The 26,301-nt window shown below is 43.7% G+C and carries 21 protein-coding genes and 1 pseudogene; 7 read left to right on the plus strand and 15 right to left on the minus strand.

Annotated elements, in window-relative coordinates; translation table 11 throughout:
- Positions 1–25: 25 nt before the first annotated feature.
- The 10 genes from yidD to I6G42_RS00315 all read right to left on the minus strand — a co-directional run bounded on the left by yidD (position 26) and on the right by I6G42_RS00315 (position 6,195).
- Positions 26–268: a membrane protein insertion efficiency factor YidD gene (gene yidD, locus I6G42_RS00270; protein ID WP_038804544.1), complete on the minus strand. Its 243-nt coding sequence runs from the start codon at positions 266–268 to the stop codon at positions 26–28.
- On the minus strand, positions 268–990 hold the full coding sequence (locus tag I6G42_RS00275; RefSeq protein WP_001222228.1) for a pseudouridine synthase: 723 nt from the start codon (positions 988–990) through the stop codon (positions 268–270). Before I6G42_RS00275 ends, yidD begins: the two co-directional genes overlap by 1 nt.
- Positions 977–1,546 (minus strand): SMC-Scp complex subunit ScpB, encoded by a 570-nt coding sequence (gene scpB, locus I6G42_RS00280; RefSeq protein ID WP_000105287.1) that lies wholly within the window; start codon positions 1,544–1,546, stop codon positions 977–979. Before scpB ends, I6G42_RS00275 begins: the two co-directional genes overlap by 14 nt.
- A gap of 18 nt (positions 1,547–1,564) precedes the next feature.
- Positions 1,565–2,293, minus strand: a complete 729-nt coding sequence (locus tag I6G42_RS00285) for a segregation/condensation protein A (protein ID WP_000351888.1) — start codon at positions 2,291–2,293, stop codon at positions 1,565–1,567.
- Entirely contained in the window at positions 2,293–3,027 is a 735-nt protein-coding gene (xerD, locus tag I6G42_RS00290; protein ID WP_320406870.1) for a site-specific tyrosine recombinase XerD, read from the minus strand. The genes I6G42_RS00285 and xerD overlap by 1 nt, the downstream gene beginning before the upstream one ends.
- Positions 3,024–3,485 carry a cyclic-di-AMP-binding protein CbpB gene (gene cbpB, locus I6G42_RS00295; RefSeq protein ID WP_038804546.1) on the minus strand — a complete coding sequence of 154 codons (462 nt, stop codon included), beginning with the start codon at positions 3,483–3,485 and terminating at the stop codon, positions 3,024–3,026. Before cbpB ends, xerD begins: the two co-directional genes overlap by 4 nt.
- Entirely contained in the window at positions 3,482–4,003 is a 522-nt protein-coding gene (locus I6G42_RS00300; RefSeq protein WP_001118939.1) for a metallophosphoesterase, read from the minus strand. Before I6G42_RS00300 ends, cbpB begins: the two co-directional genes overlap by 4 nt.
- On the minus strand, positions 3,979–4,989 hold the full coding sequence (locus I6G42_RS00305) for a nucleoside-triphosphate diphosphatase (protein WP_413813332.1): 1,011 nt from the start codon (positions 4,987–4,989) through the stop codon (positions 3,979–3,981). Before I6G42_RS00305 ends, I6G42_RS00300 begins: the two co-directional genes overlap by 25 nt.
- Positions 4,947–5,741, minus strand: a complete 795-nt coding sequence (gene racE, locus I6G42_RS00310; protein ID WP_038804548.1) for a glutamate racemase — start codon at positions 5,739–5,741, stop codon at positions 4,947–4,949. The genes I6G42_RS00305 and racE overlap by 43 nt, the downstream gene beginning before the upstream one ends.
- Before the next feature lie 205 nt (positions 5,742–5,946).
- Positions 5,947–6,195: a YneF family protein gene (locus tag I6G42_RS00315; RefSeq protein ID WP_000364981.1), complete on the minus strand. Its 249-nt coding sequence runs from the start codon at positions 6,193–6,195 to the stop codon at positions 5,947–5,949.
- A 323-nt stretch (positions 6,196–6,518) separates the two neighbouring features.
- Here I6G42_RS00315 and I6G42_RS00320 point away from each other — a divergent pair, with 323 nt between their 5' ends.
- The gene (locus I6G42_RS00320; protein ID WP_080641279.1) at positions 6,519–11,582 is read left to right on the plus strand and encodes an SIALI-17 repeat-containing surface protein; all 5,064 of its coding nucleotides are present in this window, start codon (positions 6,519–6,521) and stop codon (positions 11,580–11,582) included.
- Between the two features lie 51 nt (positions 11,583–11,633).
- On the opposite strand, the gene mraY is transcribed toward I6G42_RS00320, so the two are convergent.
- The 4 genes from mraY to rsmH are packed head-to-tail and all read right to left on the minus strand — an operon-like array spanning position 11,634 to position 16,153.
- Positions 11,634–12,614, minus strand: a complete 981-nt coding sequence (gene mraY, locus I6G42_RS00325) for a phospho-N-acetylmuramoyl-pentapeptide-transferase (RefSeq protein WP_038804549.1) — start codon at positions 12,612–12,614, stop codon at positions 11,634–11,636.
- Between the two features lies 1 nt (position 12,615).
- Positions 12,616–14,871 (minus strand): penicillin-binding protein PBP2X, encoded by a 2,256-nt coding sequence (pbp2X, locus tag I6G42_RS00330; protein WP_038804550.1) that lies wholly within the window; start codon positions 14,869–14,871, stop codon positions 12,616–12,618.
- Between the two features lie 3 nt (positions 14,872–14,874).
- Positions 14,875–15,192 (minus strand): cell division protein FtsL, encoded by a 318-nt coding sequence (ftsL, locus tag I6G42_RS00335; RefSeq protein WP_000840800.1) that lies wholly within the window; start codon positions 15,190–15,192, stop codon positions 14,875–14,877.
- 10 nt (positions 15,193–15,202) lie between these two features.
- Positions 15,203–16,153, minus strand: a complete 951-nt coding sequence (gene rsmH, locus I6G42_RS00340) for a 16S rRNA (cytosine(1402)-N(4))-methyltransferase RsmH (protein ID WP_000159386.1) — start codon at positions 16,151–16,153, stop codon at positions 15,203–15,205.
- A gap of 164 nt (positions 16,154–16,317) precedes the next feature.
- Between rsmH and I6G42_RS00345 the strand changes: the two genes are divergently transcribed.
- From I6G42_RS00345 to I6G42_RS00365, 6 genes are all read left to right on the plus strand, one after another.
- Entirely contained in the window at positions 16,318–16,512 is a 195-nt protein-coding gene (locus I6G42_RS00345) for a helix-turn-helix transcriptional regulator (RefSeq protein ID WP_001082470.1), read from the plus strand.
- A gap of 15 nt (positions 16,513–16,527) precedes the next feature.
- The gene (locus tag I6G42_RS00350; RefSeq protein ID WP_068981903.1) at positions 16,528–17,070 is read left to right on the plus strand and encodes a DUF3278 domain-containing protein; all 543 of its coding nucleotides are present in this window, start codon (positions 16,528–16,530) and stop codon (positions 17,068–17,070) included.
- Between the two features lie 10 nt (positions 17,071–17,080).
- Positions 17,081–17,422: a hypothetical protein gene (locus I6G42_RS09975; RefSeq protein WP_000838125.1), complete on the plus strand. Its 342-nt coding sequence runs from the start codon at positions 17,081–17,083 to the stop codon at positions 17,420–17,422.
- Between the two features lie 12 nt (positions 17,423–17,434).
- The gene (locus I6G42_RS00355) at positions 17,435–18,013 is read left to right on the plus strand and encodes a DUF3278 domain-containing protein (RefSeq protein WP_038804551.1); all 579 of its coding nucleotides are present in this window, start codon (positions 17,435–17,437) and stop codon (positions 18,011–18,013) included.
- Entirely contained in the window at positions 18,010–18,486 is a 477-nt protein-coding gene (locus I6G42_RS00360) for a glutathione peroxidase (protein WP_038804552.1), read from the plus strand. The genes I6G42_RS00355 and I6G42_RS00360 overlap by 4 nt, the downstream gene beginning before the upstream one ends.
- Before the next feature lie 287 nt (positions 18,487–18,773).
- Complete coding sequence (locus I6G42_RS00365; RefSeq protein ID WP_038804553.1) at positions 18,774–25,127, plus strand: alpha-L-fucosidase; 6,354 nt, start codon at positions 18,774–18,776, stop codon at positions 25,125–25,127.
- A 151-nt stretch (positions 25,128–25,278) separates the two neighbouring features.
- Here I6G42_RS00365 and I6G42_RS00370 read toward each other — a convergent pair.
- A pseudogene (locus I6G42_RS00370) lies at positions 25,279–26,081 on the minus strand (transposase).
- Positions 26,082–26,301 lie beyond the last annotated feature (220 nt).

Consider the following 26,301-nt stretch of genomic DNA (forward strand, 5'->3'; position numbering starts at 1 on the left):
AAACCCAACATCAAATGATGTTGGGTTATTTTTCTTCTTGATTTCGTTTGAGAGAAAAGTGGTCTGGGACAAGGTCCTTGCCTGTTTTCGACCATGGATGACAACGTAAAATCCGAGCCAAGCCCATCAAAACACCCTTGAAGCCATGTTTTTCAATAGCCTGAATCATGTAGTTGGAACAAGTCGGCTCAAAGCGACAAGAGGGCGGAAAGGCTGGTGAGATAAAACGTTGGTAAAAGCGTACTGGCGCTATTAAGATTCGTTTCATTATTTCTTGGTTACAGCCATAGTGTGTAGTTGGCTGATTTCTTTTTTATTGAGGCGACGGGATTCTCCCGGACGAAGACCTGTCAAGTCTAGGTGTCCAAAACGTGTCCGTGACAACTTATCCACTTGGAGACCGACAGCTTCAAACATCTTTTTAACCTGATGATTACGCCCTTCATGGATGGTCAACTGTACCACTGAGCGGTTTTTGACTGGATCCACTTTGAGAATTTCATAAACAGCCGGCTTGGTTTTCTTGCCATCAATCTCAAGACCACGAGTCAAGGGACGGAGATTGTCCTTATTAGCCACACCTTTAACACGCGCGACATAGACCTTGTCAATCTCATTACGGGGGTGAATCATCTCGTCTGTAAAATCACCATCATTGGTCAAAATCAAGACACCTGATGTATCCCAGTCCAAACGTCCAACTGGGTAGATGCGCTCTTTGACATTGGGCAAGAGGTCCACAACAGTCTTGCGTCCCTTGTCGTCTGTCACACTGGAAATCACTCCACGTGGTTTATTAAGCAGATAGTATACCTTTTCTTCGTTGTAGATAGGCTGACCTTCAACTTCGACCTTGTCACCAGACTTGATGGTGGTTGCGAGTTCACGTACTACCTGTCCGTTGACGGTTACCAAGCCTTGCTTGATCAACTCTTCTGCTTTTCTCCTACTGGCCACACCTGCGTGGGCAATATACTTATTGATTCTCATCTTCTTCTATCCTTTCACCAAATAATTGGCTTTCTTGGGCTTGAATCTCAAGCTCATCAATCACTGGTAATTCTTCTAAATGGTTAATCCCCATGTAATCTAGGAAATAATCCGTAGTCACATAGAGATTGGGGCGCCCAAGAACTTCTTTTTTCCCATCTTCCTTAATCAAGTCAAAAGCCTGCAACTTTGCCAAGGCTCCACTCGAGTTGACCCCACGGATAGCATCAATTTCTATCCGAGTGATAGGCTGCTTATAGGCAATGATGGACAAGGTCTCAAGGGCAGCCCGAGACAAACTTTGGTTGATGGGCGCCTTGGAGTATTCCTTCAAAATCGCTGCAAATTGAGGCTTGGTGACCAATCTGTATGCTCCACCTGTCTCGATCAGGGACAGACTCGACTCTTGGTCTTTTTCATACTTCTGGGCTAATTTTTCTAAACTCTGTTGGATGCCTGTCGGTGGTAGAGAGAGGAGTTCAGCCAACTGACGGACCCGAATCCCATCTTCACCTGCTACAAACAAGAGCGCTTCTATTTCTGCTAAAGTACTCATCTTTCCTCTCTATCAAGTCTAGCTTTGTGCCTCTTGACTTTCTTCCTTCTTTTCCATGAGATAGATATCTCCGAAACTCTCCTCTTGAACGAGGATCAGTTCCTGGGTTTTGATTAACTCTAGGGTTGCCAAAAAGAGGGTAATGACCTCTTGGACATTCTGGGCTTCCTTGAACAAATCCTGCAAACGCAACTGGTCTCGTCCAGTCAAGGACTCTTTTACAATGACCATCATGTCCTCAATCTTATACTCATCGCGCAGGATGGTCGTGTGGTTCTGTGCGAACTCCTCTTTTTTCTTGGCTAGGATATTTGAAAAAGCCAAAAAGAGGTCAATGGTCGTCTTGTCATGCACAAGCTCCGCATCCTCGTAAATCAACTCTGTTGGCGCTTTGGAATAGTACTGGGCTCGATCTTGGTGCTTAGCCTCCAAGTGCTCACCCAGGAGTTTGAACTTGCGGTATTCTTCGATTTGAGAGAGAAGGTCCTGCTCTAGGTCATCCTCCAAGTCTGTCACTTCTGCTACCTTTGGCAAGAGCTTGCGGCTCTTGATCAGCATCAGCTGACTAGCCATGACCATATACTCGCCCGTCACTTCCAGACGCATTGCCTGCAGGGTTGAGACATAGGCTAGATACTGTTCGATAACTTCCGTAATGGGCACATCGTAGATATCCATCTGGTACTTAGAAACCAAGTGCAAGAGCAGGTCCAGGGGCCCTTCAAAATCTTTTAATTTAATATCCATTATCTATATTTTTCTAAGGTCAGGACTGTTTTTAATCCTAGTTTTTTTGCAATTTCGTACAAATCGACCTTGTTTTCTATTTGTCTTAGAATGAACTGTTCCCGCAAGGCTTGAGCGGATAAGGTTGGAAAACCTTTCTCCTTGACAAAAGACTCCAGCTGACGAAAGGCCCACTGACGAGAATAGGCTTTCCCTCCCCTTTCAAAGAGATAGGTCTGTCCCATCAAGGGTTCTAGCTCTGGAATCAAGGTCGTGGGAATGGTAACAATCCTCTGTTGGGAAGCCTTGTTGATTCTCAAAACCTGAAAATCAAGATTGATATCCGCAATCTTGAGGGATAAAATCTCGCTTGGCAAGAGTCCCATTTCTAGGATTAAGAGCGCTAGCAAGCGTCCCTCTGGATAGTCACTTTCCTGCCAAAAAGACTCTAGGTCTAACAGTTCTGGCTTTTCGGTCTTCTTTTCAGCTTGTTTGGCTAATTCCAGACGGTAAAAGCTGTCCACTTCTCCTTTTCGATAGAGAAAGTAGAGAAATTGGTTACAGGCCGAAAGTTTTCGCTTCTGGGCGCTGATTTTTAGATTGGCTAGCTGTGCTTGGTAAATCTTGAGACTAGTTTCAGATATCCGCTCACCTACAATATCTAAAAATTGCTCCAGATCATACTTATAAGACTGCTTGGAATTGGCAGACAAACCCTGCTTTCCCTCTAAAAAGGCTGAAATCCTATCTCTCATTTGCATCGAATCTCGTATTCCTTACTAAAGTCATGCAAGAGGGCATTGACAGCCTTGAGGATAGACTTGCGCGTGATGATTCCTTGGAAAATCCCTTCATCATCTACCACTGGCAAGAAGGGTTCATCCACCAGTTTATGGAGGACCTCTGTGATGTTATAATCTGGAGCGACAACTGCCACATCTGTCTTGGCCATATTGACGATATCTGTCGTTGCCATCTGCTCATCCGTCAAACCTTGCTCCATTTGATAAGCCAAAATATCTCTCAGACCAATGGTTCCAACAAAGCGTTTGTCAAAGGTCACAACAGGGATACGGGTATAGGTGATTTGGCTCAACACTAAAATCGCATGGTCAGCATTATGGGTATCAATCAAGGCTGCTAGATTCTCAGCAGGGGTAAGAAAAGTCTCTTCCTGCTCCAATAAAAATGCTTCAAATTCCTTGGCAATCATCGAGCAAACTCCTTGGACAAGCCTGGATAAACCTCATGGTCACGTGTCAAAAAGTCTACTTTGAAATAGCTGTCATCAATCTCCACACGGGCATAGAGGCATTCTCTGATGGTTCCTCGTGGTTGGCTGATGGAGCCTGGATTTAAAAAGAGCGTTTTGCCTTCCATCCAAGCATTTGGCACATGCAAGTGACCATAGAGACAGATATCGGCATCTTCTTCCTGAGCCCAGTAGTCCAACTTTTGAAAGTTGAAATTGATATCAAACAAGTGTCCATGCGTCTGGATGATCTTGGTTGGACCAAGTTGAGTTACCAAACGTTCTGGGTAGCCAGCATAAAAGTCCATATTTCCTTTGACGACATGGATGCCCTCCCAGAGCGGAGAGTCTGGACGGAGTTCTGAGTCACCATCGTGAAAAATGGCATCGACTTTACCCAGATAGCGGTCACGGATTTCTTCCACAATCAAGCTATCGCCATGGGAGTCACTCATTACAATGATGGTTTGCTTTGCCATGATGGAAATACCTCCAAAAGTTTCTTAACGGCTAAGGCACGGTGAGATTGGCTATTTTTTTCTTCAAGAGTTAATTCAGCTGAAGATTTACCTGTCTCTCCCACAAGGAAAAGAGGATCATAACCAAAACCATTTTCACCCTTGGGTTCAAAGTTGATATAACCTGGCCAGTCAGCTTCAACAACCAAGCTTTCCTTGTTTGGACTGGCTACAACTAGGGTTGTGTGGAATTGAGCCGAACGGTCCTTGAGATCAAAGACCATGGCCAATTCGTGCAAGAGTTTAGCATTGTTTTCTCGGTCAGTAGCTCCCACACCTGCAAATCGCGCTGACCAAACACCTGGCAAGCCACCGAGGACATCAACTTTGAGACCTGAGTCATCTGCCAAAACCATCTTGCCTGTTAATTTTGAAATGGTTTCTGCTTTCAGGCGGGCATTTTCTTCAAAGGTCATACCTGTTTCAGCTACTTCAGGTAAATCTGGATAGTCATTGAGATTTTCCACGTCGTAGCCTAACTTGTCAAAGATAGCTCGGAACTCCTTGGTCTTGCCTTCGTTACGAGTCGCAATCAACAAGGTTTCCCTAACCTTACTAGTTTCAAAGAAGGCTTCTACATCAACACCTTCTTTAGGCAATTCTACATGCAAGAGTTGGCCATTTTCAACCAAGAGCAGGGCTCCCTGACGTTGGATGACTTCCAAGTTTCGGCCTGCTTCTGCATTTAAAATCTCAACGATAAAGGAGAGTAGTCGGAAGTTAGAAGACCAGCGCATCACCGTTATTGTAATCGGAAAGCCCTTTTCCTCGTCACGAAAAATCCGAGCCAAATCCATAAAATCAAGCTCGAGAGGATCTTTGATGAGGCTATAGATGCCTCCATAGACATCCCAGACACCGACATACCAGTCCTGGTCGTCCTTGTATTCATAAATTTTGTTTGTCATAATGTTACATGCTCCACATGAATTTCTTTTTCCAGCCATTCTGCTCCAATTTGGGCAAAACTTTGGCTATTGGCTGTTGTGTAAAAACGATGTTGAAGAGGTCCCGCATCTCGGCTACGATTGATTTCAAAATAGTTAAGCAAAACCGAGATATCCCGCACACACTCTGCCCCACTATCGATGAGCTGAACCTTAGGCCCCATGACATTTTGGATGATAGGGCGAAGGAGTGGGTAATGGGTACAACCCAAAATCAGGCTATCCACCTTTCCAACCAAGGGGCGCAGGGTTTCATAGACCACTTTCTTTGTTACACTGGTTGACAGGGCACCAGACTCCACCAAGGGAGCAAACTTGGGACAGGCCAAACTCTCCACCTGTAAGTCCGGATCCAGATCATGGATTTTTTGACGGTAGATGTCTGATTGGACCGTCATGGGTGTTCCAATCACTCCGATTTTCCCACCTTGACTGGACTTGATAGCTGCCGAAGCTCCTGGCAAAATCACGCCTAAGACAGGAATATCTAGTTGGGCCTTGATTTCTTCCCAGACGACCGCAGTCGCAGTATTACAAGCAATGACAATCATCTTGACATCCTTGATCAAGAGAAAGTTGACCAACTGCCAAGTATATTCACGAATTTGCTCAGCAGGACGGGGACCATAAGGTGCCCGTGCCGAATCTCCAATATAGACGATTTCTTCATGGGGAAGCTGGCGCATGAGCTCACGTACAACGGTCAAGCCCCCGACACCCGAATCCAAAAAACCAATTGGTCGATTATCCATACAGTCTTCTTTCTAGTCTTTTTTCTGATTGATAGTTCATCATGATTCCTTGTCCTGAACGAACTGACAGACAGCTTGATAGAATGGCAACTGCCTCTCTCTTAATCATAATCAAATATCAATAGAATGCAAGGAAAAAGTCTTATCCTTGAGAACTATTGAACATAGTGAGAAGTCTGGAACTTTCATCCCAGACTTTTCCTATTTATTTTTTCTTTTTATTGTTAGCAAGGGCTGCTTTTTGTTGACGGATGATTTGGTGGTAAACTTGTTGTACCTTGGCTTCGCTTGGTTTTTGACCATTTGCACTCAAGAGAGCACGAACTGCCTCAGCGTTCAAACGTGGGTTGTCCGCAAATTCTTTTTCGATTTGCTTACGAACCAAGTACATCCCTCCAAGAGCTCCTCCTAGAAAAGCTAACACAATCAAGATAATTGCTAAAAGTAAATCCATTCTTTTTCTCCTGTTTCTTTTTGAGTCTTCTATATTATACCATAAAGTGACTTTCCTGACTAGTTTGTTTTACGCTTTCAAGAGAGGGTTAAGCCAATTCTAAGCTAGTCTTACAATCAGATTGAACTATGAAATTACGAATAATTCCACCCTTTCCTCTCTTTCTTCTACTATTTTAAGAAAAAGCATTCTCAAATATGTTTTCCACTAAAAATCTCTTGACATAATAATAGGTAATCAGTAGAATAGGATTTAAATAGAAACAAAATAAGCGGACTTGTTTTACAAAATGTAAACGGTTCCAAAAATTAAAGGAGATTTCTATGGACAAAAGATTTTTGGAGAAATCCTGTCGCTATAGCATCCGAAAACTGACGGTTGGGACTGCTTCTGTTTTGCTGGGGGCTGTTTTTCTAGTCAACCACACTGTAGCCGCAGACAGTGTGGAGGTCAAGCAAACTGAACCAACCTCTGTCGAAGCTATCACTAAGCCTGATAGTGAACCCAAAGCAGCTGAAATTACTGAAACTACAAATCCGTCTCTAGCAGAAAGTCCAGTAGTTTCCGAAAGCAAGCTAGCCGAAGAGACTCAGACAATAAATAGTCAAGCTAGTGAAGAAGCCATTGTAGAAGCTAAAGAACATAAGGAACCTGAAAAAGCAGATCAGCCTGTGACAAAGCAAGAAAACTATCAACTCAACTACGATCAGCCAACAGCTCCTTCCTACGATGGATGGGAAAAACAAGCCCTCCCTGTTGGGAATGGAGAAATGGGAGCCAAGATCTTTGGACTGATTGGCGAAGAAAGAATCCAGTATAACGAAAAGACCCTCTGGTCAGGAGGTCCCCAACCTGATAGCACCGATTATAACGGAGGGAACTACAAGGATCGCTATAAGGTCTTGGCAGAGATTCGTAAAGCTCTCGAAGATGGAGACCGCCAAAAAGCCAAACAACTAGCTGAACAAAATCTAGTTGGACCAAACAACGCCCAGTATGGACGTTACCTAGCCTTTGGGGATATCTTCATGGTCTTTAATAACCAGAAGAAAGGGCTTGATACTGTAACAGACTATCACCGCGGTTTGGACATCACAGAAGCCACTACGACCACTTCTTATACCCAAGATGGGACTACCTTCAAACGCGAAACCTTCTCCAGCTATCCTGATGATGTCACCGTGACCCACTTGACTAAAAAAGGAAATAAGACGCTTGACTTTACCCTTTGGAACAGCTTGACAGAAGACTTGCTTGCTAACGGCAACTACTCTTGGGAATATTCCAACTATAAGAACGGTCATGTCACTACAGATGAAAATGGAATCCTTCTAAAAGGGACTGTCAAAGATAACGGCCTCAAATTTGCATCCTATCTAGGAATTAAAACGGACGGAAAAGTCACTGTTCAGAATGAGACTCTAACCGTTACAGGTGCAAGCTATGCGACCCTCTATCTCAGCGCCAAAACTAACTTTGCTCAAAATCCAAAAACCAATTATCGAAAGGACATTGACCTCGAAAAAACGGTTAAAGGCATTGTAGAAGCCGCTAAGGTCAAAGACTACGAGACACTTAAAAAGGACCATATCAAGGATTATCAAAGTCTCTTTAATCGCGTTAAACTAAACCTAGGTGGAAGCAAGACTGCTCAAACGACAAAAGAGGCCCTTCAAAGCTATAACCCAGAAAAAGGGCAAAAATTGGAAGAACTCTTCTTCCAATACGGACGTTATTTATTGATTAGCTCGTCTCGTGATCGGACAGATGCCCTTCCTGCCAATCTACAAGGAGTCTGGAATGCTGTAGACAATCCACCTTGGAATGCTGACTACCACCTCAATGTCAATTTGCAAATGAACTATTGGCCAGCATACATGAGCAACCTTGCTGAAACAGCCAAGCCAATGATCAATTATATTGACGACATGCGCTATTATGGTCGTATCGCTGCCAAGGAATACGCAGGTATCGAATCCAAAGACGGACAAGAAAATGGTTGGCTGGTCCACACTCAGGCAACTCCATTTGGCTGGACTACTCCTGGTTGGAATTACTATTGGGGGTGGTCTCCAGCTGCTAATGCTTGGATGATGCAGAACGTCTATGACTACTATAAATTCACCAAGGACGAGACTTATCTCAAAGAAAAGATTTATCCTATGCTCAAGGAAACTGCCAAGTTCTGGAACTCCTTCTTGCACTATGATCAAGCCAGCGACCGTTGGGTATCTTCTCCATCCTACTCACCTGAACACGGAACCATCACCATCGGAAATACCTTTGACCAATCGCTAGTCTGGCAGCTATTCCACGACTACATGGAAGTCGCTAACCATCTGAATGTCGACCAAGACTTAGTTACAGAGGTCAAGGCTAAATTTGACAAACTCAAACCACTTCACATCAACAATGAAGGACGCATCAAGGAATGGTACGAAGAGGACAGTCCGCAATTCACCAATGAAGGGATTGAAAATCACCACCGTCACGTTTCCCATCTAGTTGGTCTCTTCCCAGGTACACTCTTTAGCAAGGACCAGGCTGAATACCTAGAAGCTGCGCGTGCTACCTTGAACCACCGTGGAGATGGTGGTACAGGTTGGTCTAAGGCCAATAAAATCAACCTTTGGGCTCGTTTGCTGGACGGTAACCGCGCCCATCGCTTGCTCGCTGAACAACTCAAGTATTCAACCCTAGAAAATCTTTGGGATACGCACGCGCCTTTCCAAATCGATGGCAACTTCGGAGCAACCAGTGGGATGGCAGAAATGCTCCTTCAATCACACACTGGCTATATTGCACCATTGCCAGCCCTTCCAGATGCCTGGAAGGACGGTCAGGTTTCTGGCTTGGTTGCTCGAGGAAACTTTGAAGTCAGCATGAAGTGGAAAGATAAAAATCTGCAAAGCTTGTCCTTCCTTTCAAATGTCGGTGGAGACTTGGTTGTAGATTATCCAAATATCGAAGCCAGCCAAATCAAGGTCAATGGCAAACCAGTCACGGCAACGATCCTTAAAGATAATCGTATCCAGCTTGCAACACAAAAAGGTGACGTCATTACCTTTGAACATTTCCCTGGTCGTGTAACCAGTCTGACAGCAGTTCGACAAAATGGAGTCACTGCTGAACTCACCTTTAACCAAGTAGAAGGCGCTACCCACTATGTCATCCAAAGACAAGTCAAAGACGCGTCTGGCCAAACCTCTGCGACCAGAGAATTTGTAACCAATCAAACCCATTTTATTGACCGATCACTAAATCCTCAACATGCCTACACCTATACTGTCAAGGCTATGCTGGGCGAGCTTGCCACACAAGTGTCTGAACAGGCCACTGTCGAAACCTATAGCGAGTTGATGGACGACCGAGATAACCGCATCCAGTACGGAGCTGCCTTCGGAAACTGGGCAGACTCAGAATTATTTGGAGGAACAGAGAAATTTGCTGACCTTTCAAAAGGAGACTACACAGACGAAGACATCACTGCTACCATTCCTTTCACTGGCGTTGGTATCGAAATCTATGGACTGAAATCATCTGAACTAGGTCTTGCCACTGCTAAAATTGATGGCAAAGAAGTCGGCGAGCTTGACTTCCATACTGCTGGGGCAACTGAAAAAGGCAGTCTCATCGGTCGCTTCACTGGATTGTCTGACGGTCCTCACACATTGACTCTGAGTGTTAAACGTGAGCACAAAGGACGTGGTAGTGAGCGCTCGAAAATTTCATTAGACTACTTCAAGATCCTAGCAGGAACAGGCAATACGATTGAAAAAATGGATGATCGTGATTCGCGTATCCAGTATGGTTCCCAGTTTAAGGACTGGTCTGACCCTGAACTCTACGGAGGTACGGAAAAATACGCTGATATTAACAACAGCGACTCTAGTGCAGCTTCAGAAGCTCAGGCAACTATTTCCTTTAGAGGAACGGGCATTCGTATCTATGGTTTGAAGAGCCTTGCGCTTGGACGAGCACGTGTTACATTAGATGGCAAAGAAATGCCAAGTCTAGACTTCTACACTTCAGGTGCAACCGAAAAGAGAGCTTTTATTGGAGAATTTACAAACCTTACTGACGGTCCGCACACCCTGACATTACAAGTTGACCCAGATTCGCCAGAAGGTCGCAAGAAAATCTCTCTAGACTCCTTTGATATCATCAAAGCCCCTGCTGTTGGTCTAGATAGCCCGAGCATTGCGCCTCTTAAGGAAAATGACAAAACCATTTCCTTAAGCCTACCAGCTGGAGATTGGGAAGCCATCGCAGTAACCTTCCCAGGAGTCAAAGATCCTCTAGTCTTGCGCAAAGTGGACGAAACGCATCTGGTTACAAGTGGAGATCAGACTATCCTATCAATCCAAGACAATCAAGTTCAAATCCCAATCCCTGACGAAACCAATCGCAAAGCTGGAAATGCCATTGAAGCTTATAGCATTCAAGGAAATACCACAAGCAGCCCTATCGTAGCCGTCTTTACTAAAAAGGATGAAAAGAAAGTCGATGAGAAGCAACCAACTACAAGCAAGGGAGAGGAACCAGCTCCTACTGTTGAAAAAACTGAGTACACTGATCCTATCGGGACTGCAGGACAAGAGGAACCGCCTACAGTGACAATTCCTGAATACACTGATCCTATCGGAACTGCAGGGCAAGAAGAGCCACCTACTGTTGAAATTCCAGAATATACCAAACCTATCGGAACAGCAGGTCAAGAGGAAGCTCCTACTGTTGAAAAACCTGAATACACCAAACCTATCGGAACTAGTGGAGATCAGGCCGCTCCAACCCTTACCCTTCCTGACTATCCAGTTCGAGTCTTAAAAGATAAGGAGACTGGAGTAGAGATCATCGGTGGAGCCAGCGACTTAGAAGGAATTTCTCACATCTCTAGCCGACGTGTCCTAGCTCAAGAACTCTTTGGCAAGACCTATGATGCTTACGACCTACAACTTAAAAATCCAACAGATCATAGCTTGCAGCCAAAAGGCTCTGTCTTGGTTCGCTTGCCTATTTCAGCTAACGTAGAAAAGATCTACTATATTACTCCGAACAAGGAGTTGCAAGCCCTTGATTTCGACGTTCGAGAAGGAAAGGCAGAATTCATCACTAATCATTTCAGTACCTATGCTATCGTCTATCAAGCAACTGGAACAAGCTCTAACACTGAGGAAAAACCAAGTACTTCAGATGAAGAAGCCTTGGCACACGAGGCTGAACAACTTTCAGCTAGTCCGAATCTTGCTAAAGCTGAAAATCATTCTCCTAAAGAACAACTTCCAGCAACGGGAGAATCGTCCAACCCACTCCTCTTCTTAGCAGGCCTCAGCCTAGCCCTTACAGCCACTTTTATGTTAAAAGGAAGAAAGGATGACTCCAACTAACCTTTAAGCACACAAAAACAGGATGAAGATCAACTTCACCCTGTTTTATTTTTACAGTAGGTATAAAAAGACTAAGGTCAAGAGACTTGCTAGAAGCCCAACTCCCCAAAAGAAGAAGTCAACCTTCCACTCGCTCCAAGGATTGCCCTTGCCTGAGAATCCTCCAAGCTCGAAATGATGATGCACAGGTGTCATACGGAAAATACGCTTTCCACCACTAAGTTTGAAGTAGGTAACCTGCATCATAACAGAGCTTGTCTCAAAGACATAGATAATCCCAATCAGCAAAAGCGTCCATTCTTGGTGGAGGGCCATAGAGATTGCTGCCAGCATCCCACCTAGAGCCAAACTTCCAACGTCCCCCATGAAAACCTTGGCAGGCTTGTGGTTAAAGACGAAGAAACCTAGCAAACCACCAATCATGGCGAGAATCACAAGAAGAATATCCAGTTGATTTTGCATATAAGCAATCACACCGTAGGCCGATAAGCTAATCACCACTGAAATACTTGCTAAGCCGTCAATCCCGTCAGTCAGATTCACCGCATTTGAAAAGCCAACTAGCCAGAAAAGGGCAAAGAAAATATAGAAAATACCCAGATGTACTTGGTAGCCAAAAACTGAAAGCATGTCGCCACCACGCTCATAAAAGAGGTAGAAAATCACTCCTCCAAGGAGCTGGAGAGCAAGTTTTTGCTTAGGATTCAAGCCTTCGTTAATTTTACGAAAGACCTTGAGAAAATCATCCAAAAAGCCTACCAAACCATATAAAACCAAAATAAACAAAATCATGCCTACATTGTTGGTCAATTGTTGGGTAAAGAGAGCAACCAAAAAGCTCATCACTACTGCAACGATTAGGAAGACAAGACCTCCCATGGTTGGAGTCCCAGCTTTAGCTTGGTGTTGTTTGACATCCTCATGCATCTGCTGACCCGTAATCTGTGCTTTTCGATAAAATCGGATAAAGGCTGGAATACCTATCAAGGTCAATAGAAAGGCTAGGACTCCAGCACTAATGGAACTAATCATCTTAATCTCCTAAAGTTATTTTCATTTTTTTAATGTCTTTGAGGGCCATATTAGCACGGACACTTTGTTTTTTGACCGTTTTGCCACTACCTTCCCACTCGACTTCTATATTCAGCCATTTGGCGAATGTTTGCACATTTTCATCTGTCCAGCCGTACATATCAGGCATTTCTTCGACCTTATCAGATAGGATCAGGATCTGCTGATTGGCTTCCAAATTATCTCCTTCAGAAACCGAGAGATCCTTGATCTTGGTTCCTGTTCCGATAACGATTGGTTGGACAAGGTTGCGACGCAATTCCTCTGCTAAGTCACCCGGAGTAAAGTCCTTGGTAGCTGGCATCGCATAGCTTGTCGTCTTGCTGACCTGATCCAAGCTCTTGGCAGTTGACTGAAGATTGAGGGATTCTTTCATAGCAGAAGCTCGCTCAAGGATTGGATTGGCAAACTCTCCAAGTTGAATACCCGAATAATGCTCTGGCTGTTGCACCGTCACATAGAGGATAAAGTCAGGATTTTCTGCAGGATGCATCGACACAACAGAGAAGATATAGTTGGTTTCACCTGTTAGGTAGCCACCATTCTTCTCATCAGCAATCTGAGCAGTTCCTGATTTTAGGGCAACATTCTGTCCCGGAACATTGACATTTGGCTTTCCTGTACTGTGGTTGTACATGGTACCGTAGACAGGATCTGTTCCGACCATGACCATGTGCTCCCGAGTAGAGGAAGCTGCTGCTTTTGACACAGGATTTCCGACAATTTCCTTTTGAGACTTACGGACAGACTGGTCATTTGGATCATAGAGGGCACTGATAAATTTCGGCTCCAACATAACCCCATCGTTGGCAATGGCTGTAAAGGCACGAAGCATCTGGGTCTGGGTAACAGAAATCCCTTGCCCAAATGAACTCATGGCGATATTGACAATGTTATCAGCAGGCAATTGACCTGTGTACTCATCTGCCAGACCAAAACGAGTTGGCACCCCAAATTTAAAGCGGTTAAGGTAGTCCAGCCAGGTTGCATCCCCCATCTTTTGCTCAAGCAAGGTCATCCCGATATTACTTGAGTGGGCAAATCCTTGAGAGAAGGTCATGGTGCCACCACTGGTCAATCCTTCATTGACGTCCCAGTCTCGGATGGTCGCATCAGCTATTTTCAATTCACTACTGTTAAAGTATTCCCCACCAGGGAAGGTATTGTTATCAATGGCTGAGGCCAACATCATCACTTTCATGGTCGATCCTGGCTCATAGTTACTTTGATAGAGGATATCACGCCAGACAAAGTCTTTTGTGATGCCATCCTTGGTATCGGCATTGAAGGTAGGCCGTTGCGTCGTAGCCAGGATTTCTCCTGTTTTAGCGCTGACCAAGGTAGCCGTCATATACTTACCCTTTACCTTTTCCTGAAAGGCATCCATCTGGGTTTCCATAAAGGATTGTAAGGGACTAGAAAGGGTTGTGTACACATCCTTTCCATCTACCGTTTGTTGAGAAGCTTGATCTGTACCTGGAACAATATTTCCTAGACGATCCTTCTCATAGGTGATGATCCCATCTGTACCCGCTAGAATGCTATTTAAGGAACTCTCCAATCCAGATGTCCCAATCAAACGTTTGGTGCCATCCTCATTTTCATGGAGTTGCGCTAAACCGATAAAGGATGAAGCAAACTGTCCATTGGGATAACTACGGTTAGGGCTAGTTGTAAAGTCAACTCCCTCAACGCCAGCAGTTTTTAGGTCATTTTTAATAGCCATCATATTGGCATAGGTAATCCCATTTCCCTTGGTACCAAAAGATACCTGTTTTAAATCTGGCTGAGAAAGCTGTTCTTTGACATAAGACTCCTCCATATCCAGATACTTATGGAAAATTTCAGCTACCTTATTAAATTGAGAGTCCTCTACATAGAGAATTTTGCCTGTTGCTGACTTGTAGGTCTTGTCAATAACGGCATAGATATTATAAGATGTCGCATCTTCTGCAATAGGCGTTCCATTGCGATCGTAGATGGTTCCCCGTTTTGCAGGAATCGTCTTGGTTGTTTGATGGACCTTGTTTGCTTCTTGAACCAAGTCCTTACCAAATTTTTTACCCGTTCCGATAATGACCGCAAAGTTGACCAAAAAGACAGCGAAGAGTATGACAGCCAATAAACTCAGGCTTTTCCCTACTCTTCGGCGGTTTTCTTCTGGAGATTTACGGTTACGAACGGCATAACGGATGATTTTTTCTTTCCACTGTTTCATTTCTTACTCCGCTGCTCGGATATTTTCGTTATTCAGCTGCAAATCCTTGGAGTTTGCAATTTCTTTCAAACGTTCTGAACGAATCAATTCATTGACCTCTTGCTTGGCATCGTCTAGCTCTGTTTTCTTTTCTTCGATTTGAGCATTGACCTTGGTCAATTCATTCTGAACTTGTAATAGCTTGGTCTGCATAAACACAACACTGATTGCCAGGATAATCATTGTAACAGCAATCGAAACATAGAAGGCCTTTTCCACACGTGAAAAACCTTTAAATTTCGTTTGCAATAACTGGCTTGTTTTTTCGATTCTTTCTGCCATGTTTTTCCTCTTACTTGTGAATTTTTCTGGCCACGCGCAACTTGGCTGAATGCGAACGGTTGTTGGCTTCTAGCTCTTCAGCACTTGGCAAGATTGGCTTGCGGGATACCAATTCCATCTTGGGCTTAAGATCGTCTGGAATGAAAGGCAAGCCTTTGGGAACTTCCACTGTTGAAGCCTCCTTAAACAACTGCTTGGTCAAGCGGTCTTCCAGCGAATGGAAAGTAATGACCGAGATTCTACCATCCAAAGCCAGCATGTCCATGGCCTGCTGGATGGATTCATCTGCAGCGCCCAGCTCATCATTTACTTCGATTCGGATAGCCTGAAAAATCTGCTTGGCAGGGTGCCCCTTTTTCTTGAGTTCCTTGGCAGGCTTGGCTGACTTGATAATCTCTGCCAACTCAGTTGTTGTCTCAATTGGCTTCACCTCACGCGCTTGTTCAATCTTACGGGCAATCTGTTTAGAAAACTTATCCTCACCATACTTGAAAAAGATCCGAACCAGGTCATGATAGTCATAATGATTGACCACCTCATAGGCCGTCAGACGAGCTTCTTGATTCATGCGCATATCCAGTGGCGCATCCTTTTTATAAGAAAAACCACGTTCACGCTGATCCAGCTGAGGACTGGACACTCCCAAGTCATAACAAATTCCATCAATTTCCTGGACACCAGCCTCCTGCAAACGTGCCTGCAAATGACGGAAGTTATCCTTGATAAAGGTTACCATCCCCTTTTCGATATAGGGTGCCAACCGTTTTTGCGCATTGTCAATAGCATTCTGGTCCTGGTCAAAGGCATAGAGATGCCCTTTTTCGCTCAATTTACTTAATAAATATTCGCTATGGCCTGCTCCGCCCAAAGTCGCATCAACGTAGATACCGTCAGGTTTTACGTCAAGCATATCAATCGTTTCATGAAGCAAGACCGTTACATGATGAAATTCTTTTGTCATATCTTATCTATTTTACCACAAATCTGACCAGCTTGCACTTGTCAGACAAGGCTAAGTTTCTTCGAAAAAAATTCTCAAAAATATGTCAAATATGCTTGACATCTATTTCATAGAAGAATATAATATAGTCAAATATATACGACATAAATCAGAAAGGAGAACAGATGAATCGTGTGAAAGAATTTCGCAAGGAACTGGGTATTTCCCAGCTCGAACTCGCCAAGGATATCGGTGTCTCGAGACAAACCATCAATATGATTGAGAACGACAAGTACAATCCAACCCTGGAACTCTGTCTCAATCTCGCCCGCAGCCTCCAAACTGACCTCAACAGTCTCTTTTGGGAGGACGATTTTTAAAAAAGGAGCAAACAAATGAAAAAAGAAACTCTCACTGAAAAACTCATCAAACGCATATACGGTATTTCTGGTCCCCTTGACGAACACAAACGGCGCGAGGCCGATCGTATCGGGAATCAGGTCTTTATTGTCCTCTTTTATCTGATGACATTTGGCAATCTTATCCCGCTCGTTCTTGCCTATAAATACCCACAAATTGTCGCTATCGGCTATCCTCTCGTGGTGTTTGGCATTTCGATGGTAGCTTCCCTCTATGTGGTCTCCCAAACCAAGAAAACGGGCATCACAGCTATTGATCCCGAAATGCTGATTCAAAAAGAAAGCAAACAGCTACGTTTTCCTGGTCTAAAAGCGGGCCTAATCTTTGGAATAGCGATATTTTTTATAATGCCTCTCATCGATACTCTAACAAGTGAAAATCCAAATTTCATCAGTTCTCTTCTGAATTCAAAACATATTTTAAAAACTATACTGGGAGCTTTCTTTTTCGGACTGATGATGCAAATTGTTGTCTCTCTTCGCATTGAAAAAGCTAAGAAAGAGCAGGACGACAATTAGGAGGTGCCTTATGAAATCACTAGCTAGACTACTGATCAGTCATGTTTTTATCAGTATCTTTATTACCTTTTTCCTACTTTCTGGACATATTGAGCATCCTTTCTTGATTATCTTTCTTTTATTCCTTCCTGTATTGAACAAGGGACAGAGATTCCAAAAAATCCAATCAAAAAAAATACGTCTTCTAAACGCATCTCTCTGTTTTATCCTCGTATCCTTTTCACAACTTTTATCAAATCCTATGGATTGGAGATACCTGGTATTTCTAATAATCTGTATCATTTTTAGTTTGGTTTACTTCTATACTCTCTATCAACTATTTAAAGAAGTCAATCAAAAATCGCTCATTTAGGAAGTTACTCCCATGAAAAAAGAAGATTTCACTACTCGCTTACTCAAACTATTCTTTCACATACAAGGCCCCTTTGATGAATGCCGCCAAGAGATGATTTACAAGGCTTGTGCTCGTGCCTTGATCCAAATCGTTTACTCCTCCCTCCTACTCTTCTTGTTCTATCTCCTATTTGGACGCTTCATAGAGTTGGTTCGAGATGCCATGCCCTACCTCTATTTTGGACTTATCTTCGTCCTCGCATCTAGGGCGAGACTAGCAGTTCGCAACTTACATTTAGACAAGGATGACCCGTCCGAAATCCATCACAAAAGCTACAGCAAAAGCCAGATTAAAGTTCGTAGTTGGGGTGTATTCATCAGCATTCCAATTAGCTTGTTTGTCTTATCAGCCTTTCACAAACTCTTTGTTCAGCATCTTCCTCTCGACACCTTTTGGGACAATCTCTCCCAGTTCGATAAAATGCTCCCTTTACTAGTCTTGGGTTTAGGAATTGGTGCCATCTTTGGAACCATGACCTACGCCTTTTTATCGGAACACGAGATGAAACACTCTGAATCAGGAATGCATAAGGAGAATATAGAAAAATGACCAATATATATGATTTTTCCGTTTTAGACCAAAACAACCAAGCAACTCCCCTGAAGAGCTATCGTGGCAAGGTTCTCTTGATTGTCAACACTGCTACTGGATGTGGTTTAACGCCCCAGTACCAAGGTCTCCAAGAACTCTATGAACGCTATCAAGATCAGGGTTTTGAAATCTTAGATTTCCCTTGCAATCAGTTCATGGGACAAGCACCCGGCAGCGCAGAGGAAATCAATAGCTTCTGCAGCCTACACTATCAGACCACTTTCCCCCGCTTTGCCAAGATCAAGGTCAACGGCAAGGAAGCAGATCCTCTTTATGTTTGGCTAAAAGACCAGAAATCTGGCCCGCTAGGAAAACGAATCGAATGGAATTTTGCTAAGTTTCTCATTGGCCGAGATGGGCAAGTCCTTGAGCGCTTCTCTTCCAAAACAGAGCCCCAAACCATCCAAGAGTCTCTCCAAAAAATACTCTAATTTCTTTAAAAAGTAACTGATTTTCTTTAATTTATATTTATTTTTTGTTTTTTTCTATTGCAATTCTTTCATTAATTTAGTATATTTGTTATATTAAAACTTTTCAGTCATTTTAAGGGAGAAATGACCTTTTAAATTTTTTTATCTTAAAATGAAAGCGCTTTATAAACAGGAGGTAAGGTGGCTTACAAATTATCAGAGAGTTTTTTCATTAAATCAAGTTGTAACCAAGTCAGACTTGGGCTCGGGCAGTAGCTGACTGCCTTTCTAAAAACTAGGAGTATATTATGAATCGATACCTTTTTGAAAAAGGGCAAACATTTAGCATTCGGAAGTTGACTGTAGGTGTGGCCTCTGTTATCGTGGGACTAGCATTTTTTGCTTCTGGAACCGTGCGTGCAGACGAAACGTCTCCTGCCACGACATCCAATTTAGATCAGCAAATGAAACAAGTCGCAGATATAGAAGAGACCAAGGCTGAACCAGTCAAAGAAGAAGGCCGTGTAGAAGCTGAAAAACAAGAAACGCCTACTGCCGATACCAGCAGTGCTGATTTGCTCCCTGAAGACATTCAGGACCGTGCCTATCCAGACACACCTATCAAAGAACTCGACACAAAGACTATCGTTGACCAGAAAGCTAGTCCAAAAGTAGAAACTGAGAGCATTCTAAAGGATAAGGAAGAAGCTCCAAAAGAAACTGAGAACGGAAACCGTGCCATCATTAACGGTGGTCAAGACCTCAAACATATCAACTACGAGGGACAACCTGCTACTGCTGCCACTATGGTCTACAGCATTTATAATGGTGGGACTCAACGATACATCGTTTCTGGCTCTGGTATTTTCGTATCTCCTAACGTCTTCTTGACAGTTGCGCACAACTTTTTAGACAAAGAGGGCCATGTTCGCGGTGGAGACTCTGCGCGCTTCTATTACAATCTAGGATCCAACGCTCCTGTTAAAAATTCTCAGCCAAATTCAGGAAATACCACACTCTTCCAAGAGAAAGATATCCACTTCTGGAACAAAGAAGAATTTAGCAAGGGATATCAAAATGACTTGGCAGCAGTTGTATCACCTGTCCCTATACAAATTGCAAGCCCAAATAAAGCAGCAACTTTTGTGCCACTCGCTGAGCATAAGACTTATAAAGCAGGAGACCCTGTCAGCACGATTGGTTATCCAACTGACTCAAGCTCAAAAGAACTCAAACAGCCTATCGTAGCTGGCCAACTCTATAAAGCTGACGGCAAGGTAAAATCCGTTGATCCTTATGATGACAAAGGAGCTACTGGCATCACTTATCAAACAACTTCTGTATCTGGTTTGTCTGGTGGTGGAATTATCAATGGTGATGGAAAAGTCATCGGCGTACACCAACACGGAACTGTTGACAACGGTGTCCCTGAGAAAGACCGCTTTGGTGGTGGACTTGTCCTCTCTCCTGAACAACTCAAATGGGTCAAAGATATCATTGACAAATATGGTGTCAAAGGATGGTATCAAGGGGATAATGGCAAACGTTACTACTTTACACCCGAAGGTGAAATGCTTAGAAATAAGACAGCTGTCATCGGAGAAAATCAGTACTCCTTTGATGAGAGCGGTGTCGCTACTCTGGTCAAGGGAATTGATTACGGACGTGTGGTTATCCAGCACGTGGATGAAGCAGGCAATCCAGTCAAAGAAAATGATACTTTCTTAGACAAAACAGAAGTGGGAACTGGCTTTGACTATGATTTCAAGAAAGCAATCACTCCAACCGAATTCTACAAGCAAAACCTAGAGAAATACCAGATTGTTTCCATTGATGGGGTCGAGATTCAGAAGCAACTAAAAGACGAGTGGAACCACAATGTCGTTAGCAAAACAGCTCCTGGAACCCGTGTCATCAAGGTAGTCTATAAAGTCAACAAAGGCACCTTCAAAGTTTACTACCGTCAAAAAGGAACCGCTACTGAACTAGCGGAAGCAACAGTTGATAACAATGACGGTCAAGAGTACGACGTTTCCTTTGTCAACACTTTCCATGCAAAAGACATTGCTGGCTACCGTCCAGTAAAAACTAGCTTGGAAGCAAGGATCCAGCAAAAAGGGGTTAATGAGGTCGTCTTTGAATACGAGCCAGTCGCTGATACAGCTAATCCAACGACACCGACTCCACCAGTCTCTCATCCAGAAGATAAGGAAACTGAGATTGGTAATCATGGACCTCTTCCAAGCAAGGCCCAACTCGATTACCACAAGGAAGAATTGGCAGCCTTCATCCACTACGGAATGAACACTTATACCAATTCTGAATGGGGAAATGGGAAAGAAGACCCTCGACACTTCAATCCAACCAACTTGGATACAGACCAATGGATCCGTACTCTGAAGGAAACGGGCTTCAAACGAACCATTATGGTTGTTAAACACCACGACGGATTCGTTGCTTACCCATCTAAGTACACCAACCATACCGTAGCTGCTAGCCCATGGAAAGATGGAAAGGGTGACCTTCTCGAAGAAGTTTCCAAGTCTGCTAGCAAGTATGATATGAACATGGGTGTTTACCTATCACCATGGGATGCCAACCATCCTAAATACCATGTTGCAACCGAAAAAGAATACAACCAATACTATCTCAACCAACTGAAAGAAATCCTTGGTAATCCGAAATACGGTAATAAAGGGAAATTTATCGAGGTTTGGATGGATGGTGCGCGTGGTAGCGGTGCCCAAAAAGTGACCTATACCTTTGATGAATGGTTCAAATACATCAAAGAAGCTGAAGGAGATATTGCCATTTTCTCTGCTCAGCCGACAAGTGTTCGCTGGATCGGAAATGAACGGGGGATCGCAGGTGACCCTGTATGGCATAAAGTCAAAAGGGCCAACATCACAGACGATGTGAAAAACGAATACCTCAACCATGGTGACCCTGATGGTGATATGTACTCTGTAGGGGAAGCTGATGTTTCGATCCGTTCAGGCTGGTTCTACCACGACAATCAACAGCCGAAATCACTCAAAGAGTTGATGGATATCTACTTCAAGTCTGTTGGTCGTGGAACGCCACTCCTTCTCAATATTCCACCAAATAAAGAAGGAAAATTCGCCGATGCAGATGTGGCTCGCTTGAAGGAATTCAAAGCAACCCTAGACCAAATGTATGCGACTGACTTTGCCAAAGGTGCCACTGTAACAGCAAGTTCGACTCGTCAAAACCACCTTTACAAAGAAAGCCACCTCACAGACGGTAAAGATGACACCAGCTGGGCGCTCTCAAATGATGCCACAACCGGTAGCTTTACAGTCGATTTGGGGCAAAAGAGACGCTTTGACGTCGTTGAACTCAAGGAAGACATCGCCAAAGGTCAACGTATCTCTGGTTTCAAGATTGAAGTCGAAATCAACGGACGCTGGGTGACTTACGGCGAAGGTTCGACCGTTGGTTACCGTCGCTTGGTTCAAGGCAAACCTGTAGAAGCACAAAAAATCCGTGTAACCATCACCGGTGCTCAAGCAACCCCAATCTTAACCAACTTCTCAGTCTACAAGACACCAAGCAGCATTGAAAAGACAGATGGCTACCCTCTTGGACTGGAATACCACTCAAACACAACGGCAGATACAGCTGGAACAACTTGGTACAATGAATCTGAAGGTGTTCGTGGCACTTCTATGTGGACCAATCAAAAAGATGCCAAAGTAAGCTATACCTTCACAGGAACCAAGGCCTATGTCGTCTCTACGGTCGATCCAGGTCACGGAGAAATGTCCGTCTACGTTGATGGTCAAAAGGTTGCAGATGTGCAAACTAAGAATGCTAGTCGTAAACGCAGCCAAAAAGTCTTTGAGACAGGCGATTTAGCACCAGGCCAACACACTATTACCCTCGTGAACAAAACAGGCGAACCAATTGCTACAGAAGGAATCTACACCCTAAACAATGATAGTAAAGGGATGTTTGAACTCGAGTCTACTAACTACGAAGTCGAAAAAGGAAAACCAGTCACTGTTAAGATTAAACGTGTTGGTGGAAGCAAGGGGGCTGCTACTGTGCGCTTCATCACAGAACCTGGAACTGGGGTTCACGGTAAAGTTTACCAAGATACAACTCAAGATGTGACCTTTAAAGACGGAGAAACAGAAAAGACTGTTACCATCCCAACGATTGACTTTACAGAACAAGCCGACTCTGTCTTTGACTTCAAAGCCAAGCTCACTTCTGTCACTGATGGTGCCCTGCTCGGTTTCGCTACAGATGCAACCATCCAAGTGATGAAAGCTGAATTGCTGATCAAGGGCCAAACAAGTTATGATGACCAAGCTAGTCAGTTGGATTATAGTCCTGGCTGGCACCATGAAACCAATTCGGCAGACAAGTACCAAAAAACGGAGTCTTGGGCTTCCTTTGGCCGCTTAACTGACGAGCAAAAGAAAAAGACAACTGTCACAGCTTACTTCTACGGTACTGGACTTGATATCAAGGGCTATGTTGATCCAAATCATGGTATCTACAAAGTCTTTCTAGATGGCAAAGAAGTTCCTTACCAAGATGGCATGGGAAATGCTTCAACTATTGATGGCAAGAAATACTTTAGCGGTCGTGCAGCCCAACGCCAAGGCAATCAAACTCTGGTTAGCCTAAAAGGTCTGGACGAAAACTTGCATGCAGTCACCCTTCAACTCGATCCTGATCGAAACGATTTGTCTCAAAATATCGGTATTCAAGTGGACCAATTCATCACTCGTGGCGAAGGCAGTGAACTCTACAGCAAAGCAGATATCATCCAGTCTATCTCTAAATGGAAAGATGATCTGTCCAACTTTGATCCAGCAGGCTTGAAAAATACGGCTACTGCACGCCAAGCTTTCCAAGCAAATCTAGAAAAATTGAGAAACCAACTCAGTGCTGATGCAGTGGATGTTCAGGATGTCATGTTGACAGTCAGTGCCCTACAAGATATCCTATCTAAGGATGAGAACTATCAAAGAGGCCAAGAGGAACCTAGTCCAGAGCAACCGGAACAGCCAGAAGAACCTGAGAAACCTGACCAGCCTGAGCAACCGACTGAACCAAAACAACCGGAAATTGAGTATGATAAGGCTATGGACAGCTTGACAAAAGCTATCGAGAAAAAAGTCGCTGAGCTTGGATCCAACAAGGAAGCTAAGAAGAAATTATTAGAAATTGCTGACCAAGCCATTGCTGCCATCCAAGAAGCTAAAACTCAGGAAGCAGTCAATCAAGCACTAGAAACCGCTCTCGAACAAATCAACAAACTCGAAGCGGCTCAGCCTGAGAAACCTGCTGAACCTGAAAAACCAGTTCAGCCTGAAAAACCAACTCAACCGGAAACTCCAGCGCAACCGGAACAACCTGCCGAGCCTGAAAAGCCAGCTCAGCCTGAAAATCCGACTCAACCAGAGAAACCGGCGCAACCGGAAAAACCGGCGCAACCTGAGAAACCGGCGCAACCGGAAAAACCGGCGCAACCTGAGAAACCGACTCAACCGGAAACTCCAGCGCAACCTGAGAAACCTGCTGAGCCTGAGAAGCCAGCTCAACCGGAAAATCCTGCTCAACCGGAAAATCCTGCTCAACCGGAAAAACCTGCTCAGCCTGAAAATCCGACTCAACCTGAGAAACCGGCGCAACCGGAAACTCCAGCGCAACCTGAGAAACCTGCTGAGCCTGAAAAACCAGTTCAACCGGAAACTCCAGTTCAACCGGAAAAGCCTGCTGAGCCTGAAAAACCAGTTCAACCGGAAAAGCCAGCTGAACCGGAAAAACCGGCTGAACCGGCTGAACCGGAAAAACCAACTCAACCTGAGAAACCAGCTCAACCTGAGAAACCAGCTCAACCTGAGAAACCAGCTGTGCCTGAGAAACCAGCTGTGCCTGAAAAACCAGCTGTGCCTGAAAATCCTGCTCATCCGGAAAATCCTGCTCATCCGGAAAATCCTGCTCATCCGGAAAAACCAGCTGTGCCTGAAAAACCGGCTGAACCCGAGAAACCGGCTGAACCCGAGAAACCAGCTGTGCCTGAGAAACCAGCTCAACCTGAGAAACCAGCTCAACCTGAGAAACCAGCTCAACCTGAGAAACCAGCTGTGCCTGAGAAACCAATTACTTCTTCAAGTCCTGAGGAAGGGCTCAAGGACCTTGTCTTTACACTTCCAAGTTTGGAAATCGTCAATAAGACAGTACCGTTCAAGACTATCCGTCGCGAACACCCACAATTAGACAAAGGAAAAGAGCAAGTTCTATCAGAAGGAAAAGACGGTCTCTTAGTCGAGTATGTTGAAGTGGACGGTGACAATCGCAAGGTTCTCCAAACAGAAGCAACTCCAGCTCAAGATCGAGTGATTGAGGTAGGTAGCAAACAAAGCTCAGTTGGAACAGAGGCACCACCAGTTGTGACTCTTCCTGAGTATGTTCTACCAAGAGAGACTGAAAAAACTGCTCCAGCCGTAACAGACAATTCACCATCAAAAGATGAAAAAGCTCCTGTTACAGCTACAATCAAAGAAGATAAGGAAAGAGAACTCCCTGCAACCGGGGAACAAGAAACGAATGCCTTCCTCTTCTTGGCAGCCATTACTTCTATCTTGTCTCTCCTCATCTTCCAAAAGAATTTTAAAGACTAATAACAATCTTTGGTTGATTCTTTCCCATTATTTCAGTTCCCCCGTTGAGAAGACCATTTGGTCTTCTCATAACATAGACAAACGTCATTTTTGGCGTTTGTCTTTTTATCTTTTCGAAAATATTTTCTTCATCACTAATCTCTCCAAAAATCTAAATTAGAGAAAAATAAAAAAGGATATTCGCTATCCACTTCATCAATTTTTTGATATTTAAACACGCCAAAGTAAGCCCAACCTTATCCTCCATTTTGGACTTCCCTTTCTCTCTAGTGTATCTTAATTTATGGTATTCCTTCGCAGTCCCAAAGATTCGCTCAATGGTTGCTTTGTGTTTTCTATAGAACTCTTTCATACCTCTTTGATGCCGAATCGCTTCACGACACTCAAGATCATCTTTCCCGACATGCCTCGTTATTACATTTTGCTTGTTTTGACTTTTTGTACAAATAGATAATAAGGGACAGGCGACACATACTTTGGGATTACTCTTATACTTTCGATAACCTTCGCGGGTCGTAGTTCGATAGGTTCAATTAAACCAGCGCATAAAGCTTGGTTGAGAAGCCGTGAGAAAACCTCAGAAATTAGTTTTTTATCACGAAAGCAACGGCCGTCATTCTTTCCGTATGTGATAAAATGAGGAACCTTATCATCCAAAGTAAAATCAAGAAACCAACGATAAGCTAGATTCACTTCCATCTCTTTAATGATTGGGCGCATGAAACGGATACTACAAAAACATTGAATCAAAGGAATTTTAACTAACAGGATAGAATTGAGATTAGGACGACCAGTAGTTGGACGATAGGTATCTTCTACCAAGTCATAGATAAAATCAAAATTAATCATTAAATCTACTTGGCGAAGGAAGCAATCTTTTAGAACCAATTGGTCTGTTGTATAGAAACCATATTGTCGGCAATTATAATCTGGTTTTTCTTTGCGAAACCTCACAATTCTTCTTATCTCTATTTATATGACAATCTGGGGCACTATTTGGGAAACGTTTTACTACCGATAGATGAAATGGCGCACATTCAGTTATAGAAGAAAAATTACTATGAGGCTGTTCAAAGAGGCTTTGAGGGTATTAAAAAATAAGAAAACTACAATCGCAAACATACTGAAGATAGGAAACTATGGTATACTAGTGATAATAAATAGTTATCATTAG

It is taken from the genome of Streptococcus oralis, assembly GCF_016028255.1.
In the GTDB taxonomy this organism is placed as follows: domain Bacteria; phylum Bacillota; class Bacilli; order Lactobacillales; family Streptococcaceae; genus Streptococcus; species Streptococcus oralis_AC.